Raw genomic sequence first — 407 nt, forward strand, 5'->3', positions numbered from 1 at the left:
GGCGCCGGCTGGAACGTCATCAAGGTCGTCTGGGGCCGCGAGTGGGACTCGCTGCTGGCCAAGGACGACGAGGGCGCGCTCGTGGACATCATGAACTCCACGCCGGATGGCGACTACCAGACCTACAAGGCCGAGTCCGGCGCCTTCGTGCGTGAGCACTTCTTCGGCAAGGACCCGCGCACCAAGGACATGGTCGCGGACCTCTCCGACGCCGACATCTGGAACCTCAAGCGCGGCGGCCACGACTACAACAAGGTCTACGCGGCCTACAAGGCTGCCTCCGAGCACACGGGTCAGCCGACCGTCATCCTGGCGCAGACCGTCAAGGGATACGGCCTGGGCACGCACTTCGAGGGCCGCAACGCGACCCACCAGATGAAGAAGCTGACCCTGGATGACCTCAAGGC

General features: G+C 65.6%; 1 pseudogene. It reads left to right on the forward strand.

The annotated features are described in order from the left end of the window. Positions 1-407, forward strand: a pseudogene (locus DWB68_RS15870) (pyruvate dehydrogenase (acetyl-transferring), homodimeric type); the annotation flags it as partial.

The sequence above is a fragment of the Galactobacter valiniphilus genome (assembly GCF_003575975.1).
Classification (GTDB): Bacteria; Actinomycetota; Actinomycetes; order Actinomycetales; family Micrococcaceae; genus Galactobacter; species Galactobacter valiniphilus.